The sequence below is a fragment of the Sulfobacillus sp. TH-112 genome, from assembly GCF_057473405.1.
Map to the genome: position 1 here is coordinate 1 of NZ_JBYCKN010000160.1, position 4,239 is coordinate 4,239.

Sequence of the window (4,239 nt, forward strand, 5' to 3'; positions counted from 1 at the left end):
CGCAAAGGCATTAAAAATATAGGCCAGATCTTCCAAATTCTCAAAAAGGCCGACAAACTCCCCTAGTTCCTTGCGCTTAAGGCGCTCTAAGTCCACTTCCCTGAGCGGTTCTTGAGGGAGGTTCTCGATTAAGAATTGTTCCAATGCTTTTGGATCGGGTGTTTCTCCTCCCAAGGCACTCATCCCGTAGGTCTTAGCACTGCTGTAATGTGCACTAAATCGCTCATTAATAAGCCCGCGCAGGTATAGGTCGTTGAAAATTCGTGAACTAGGGCCCACTAAAAGCCCCCACATGAGCCCCATTGTTAGGTCGCGCTTTAAGAGGTCCCGACCTTCTAATCCCACCACGTCATCCTTATACCCCATCATCCATAGCGGTGTCGCAATGGGCATCGTCTGCCGAATCTGTTTCTGAAATACCCCGCGTGGTTCTTCCGGAAAAATGCGATCAATACCACTTTTGGGTGTTAACTGGCGCCGCGCCTCTTGCTCTTGTACATAATCCAACACCCGCGCGGGATCGACATCCCCAGCCACAAACAACATCATATTACTGGGATGATAAAAGGTCTCATAGCAGGTATAGAGGTCGTCTGGGGTAATGTTTCGGATCGATTCCACGCTCCCAGCAACATCCAGTCGCACAGGATTCTTCTGATAGAGAGCATGCATAAGGTTGGAATGTAAACGATCGCCCGGCATGTCGAGATACATGCGGATTTCCTGCTCGATAATGCCCTTTTCTTTCTCCACATTATCTGTGGTAAAGTAGGGTTCCTCCACCAGGTTTAATAATGTTTCAAGACACCCCATGACCTCGCTGGTTGCGGAAAATAAAAACGTCGTGGTGGTATATTCGGTATACGCGTTGCTATATGCGCCTAATTCGGCAAACCGTTCAAAGACATCGCGGCCTTCGGGCTTTTCAAACATTTTATGTTCGAGAAAATGGGCAATCCCGTCGGGAACATGAAGAATTTCTGTGGAACCAGGACGACGAAAATGACTGTCAATGGATCCATAGTGCGTCGCATAGGTGGCATATGTCTTCCGTAAACCCGCCCGTGGTAAAATCATTACCTCTAGCCCTGAAGGCAGCGTCTGGGAAATGAGAGATTCGTTCACTTGTGGTAATGTCAGGGTTTCAGTGGCCATCCGATTTCCCCTCCTTGCGTGTCAAGAAATAGACCGTATCGAGCTCCACCTGTTGAGCAACCCGCACCACGTCATCCCGCGTGACCGCTTCCAGACCCTTCATCAGGGCGGTCCCGCTCAGCCCGCCACCGACTAGGATGTGTTCAAGTTGTCGGCCGATTAACTGTCCGGGGTTGTCCTCCTCAGACAAAATCTCGTTTTGATAGGCTTTCAGCGTAAATGCCATCTCATCCTCGCTAATCTGACCCATTTTCAGGACGTTCACCTGTTCCTCAATGATGGCTCGAGCCGGCTCATAATCTTCAAATTCAATTCCTGCTCCAATAATCATCAGCGCTAACGCAGGATCAAGACGTGCATAGGCGTAGTACGCTAAGCTAGCCTTTTCACGCACATTGATAAAAAGTTTGGAATGAGAATAGCCGCCTAAGATGCCGGCATACATCATCAAACTGGGAAAGTCCGGATGTGATGCAGTCATTCCGGTCCGATAAGCGAAATTTAATTTACCCTGTTGAACATCCGCTTCTTCTATGACCGTATTGCCGTGATGGTGACCTCGATAGGGCGCAATTTGGGCCAATGCTTGAGGCCTCTCAGAGGACCTATACCGCTCAACATAGCCTCGGAGTTGTTCGGGGTTCACATCACCAACGATAATGAACGCGCAGGGCTCCGCTTGACGCACTTGATGCAAGAGTGCCACCAACTCTTTTGCGCTAACCGCATTCACCTCATCAACCGTCCCCAGTTTCTTCAATCCGAACGGCTCACCATCCGCCACCAACTCCACCAACCGTGACAATGCATACTGTCCCTTGTCATTAATGAGCGAAGCAATTTGCCGCGTAATCAACACTTTTTCTTGCTCTACGGTGTCGTCAGGAAATAGTCCGTCGACCAACTGCGGGTGTTGCAGCACCTCGGTGAGAAAATCAAGCGCATCCCGTACCGTATCCGGTTTCCCAGGCAAAAACTCGCCGTTAACGACGGTAATATAAAACGATAGCAGCTGCTTATCTCCGATTTTGCCGACCTCGGCACGAAAACTCGCCCCATAGAGGCCTTCTAATTTCTGTTCAATCGCCATACGGTTCGGCCACTTGTCCGTTCCGCGGCGCAAAACATGGGGAAGAACCGCTCCCAAGGATCGATCCTGGGGGCGTAATTCCCGAATCCAGGTGGCATAGATGGTGACCGTCTTAAAACGTCGCGTGGGGTATACATAGTACCCCACGCCCTGATCCCATTCTCCATGAAAAGCATCGGTAGGCCCCGACCATATCACGCTTGCATCCCCCCAAGGTACTGTACCCGAAACTGGAGGGTCTTACACAACCGCTCCGTTACCCCACACAATGAACTTCAATTCATCCGCTAATAGCGTCTCCTGCTCCATCAATGCTAACGCCACACGATTTAAGGTGGATCGATGGCCACTTAGAATGGTCTTCGCGCGATGATATTGCTCATTCACAATATCTTGAACCTCTCGGTCAATCGCCGAAGCCACCTCTTCCGAATAATCAGGTTCGCGGGCTAGGTCTCTCCCAAGAAATACTTGATCTTGCGGCTGCCCATAGGTCATCGGGCCCAATTCCTCCGACATCCCGTACTCGGTAATCATCTGGCGAACCATCGCCGTCGACTTTTCTAAGTCGTTTTGCGCTCCAGTAGACACCTCTCCAAATACTAGCTCTTCGGCCGCACGACCGCCTAATGCCATCGCCACTTGGTCGAGAATTTGTGATTTGGTCACCAGGTAACGATCCTCCTCCGGCAAAGGCAAAGTGTAACCCATAGCCATCCCGCGGGGAATGATCGTTACTTTGTGCACCGGATCTCCGTGTTCGACCAGCATCCCCACCAAAGTATGCCCTGATTCGTGAAAAGCCACCGCCCGCTTTTCCTTTTCGGAAATCACGCGCGTTTTCTTCTGAGGCCCCGCCATAACCCGTTCCGCCGCTTCTTCAAAATCATGCATGTGAATAGTGCGTTGATGTGCCCGAGCTGCCAATAACGCCGCTTCATTGGTAAGATTGGCAATATCAGCCCCCGTATACCCCGGAGTACGCCGAGCAATCGTTTCCAAATCTACGTCACTATCTAACGGTTTGCCACGCGTATGCACTTTGAGTGTGGCCAACCGCCCCTTGACATCTGGACGATGGACCACAATCTGACGGTCAAACCTTCCTGGGCGAAGGAGCGCCGGATCTAAGACGTCAGGACGGTTGGTGGCAGCAATCACAATAATTCCTTCGTTGGCACCAAAGCCATCCATCTCGACGAGTAACTGATTGAGTGTCTGTTCTCGCTCGTCGTGACCGCCACCGTATCCAGCACCGCGCATCCGACCAACCGCATCAATCTCATCGATAAAAATAATGCAAGGGGCATTCTTCTTAGCCTGATCAAATAAGTCACGCACCCGGGATGCTCCCACTCCCACGAACATCTCCACAAAATCTGATCCGCTATCTGAGAAGAACGGTACGCCCGCCTCTCCCGCAACCGCTCGAGCCAAAAGCGTTTTCCCGGTGCCAGGAGCCCCTGAAAGCAACACGCCCTTCGGAATTTTTGCTCCCAGTTCAAGATATTTCTTAGGGTATCGAAGAAAATCCACAACTTCCGAGAGCTCTTGCTTTTCTTCTTCCACGCCGGCTACATCGTCAAAGCTGACCCGCCGCCGGTCATCCGCTGAATGCAAGCGAGCACGCGATTTGCCAAATTGCATCACCCGCCCACCGCCGCCCTGGCTCTGACTAAAGAAGAAATAAAACATAAACAGTATCATGAGTAACGGCACGACGTCAGTGACCAGCGACAACCATATCGAAGAGGTATCCGGATGTTCAATGTTCACAACCACATGATCTTTGACCATGGTATTCGCTAAAGGTGCTGTGCCCTCGAGCGCATATACCGTTTCAAATTTCTTGTTGGTCTTCGTGGTCGCCGTCACCGTATGATTCTGGGGATCAAGCGTGACCTTCGACAGTTGCCCACTGTCGGCCATGGTGAGTAAACGACTATATGACTCCTTTACTACGCCCGATCCCGGGCTGCTGGTCAGTTCCCACA

Annotated in this window: 3 protein-coding genes; all 3 read right to left on the reverse strand. The window is 51.1% G+C overall.

Going from position 1 to position 4,239, the window contains the following annotated elements; all coding sequences use genetic code 11:
• The coding region (yfmH, locus tag ACOJWD_RS11235) for an EF-P 5-aminopentanol modification-associated protein YfmH (protein WP_486993322.1) at positions 1-1,155 on the reverse strand (1,155 nt) is incomplete at its 3' end.
• Positions 1,145-2,443, reverse strand: a complete 1,299-nt coding sequence (gene yfmF, locus ACOJWD_RS11240; protein WP_486993323.1) for an EF-P 5-aminopentanol modification-associated protein YfmF — start codon at positions 2,441-2,443, stop codon at positions 1,145-1,147. The genes yfmF and yfmH, both read right to left, overlap by 11 nt.
• A gap of 42 nt (positions 2,444-2,485) precedes the next feature.
• Positions 2,486-4,239 (reverse strand): ATP-dependent zinc metalloprotease FtsH (gene ftsH, locus ACOJWD_RS11245; protein WP_486993324.1); only part of this gene is annotated, 1,754 nt, incomplete at its 5' end.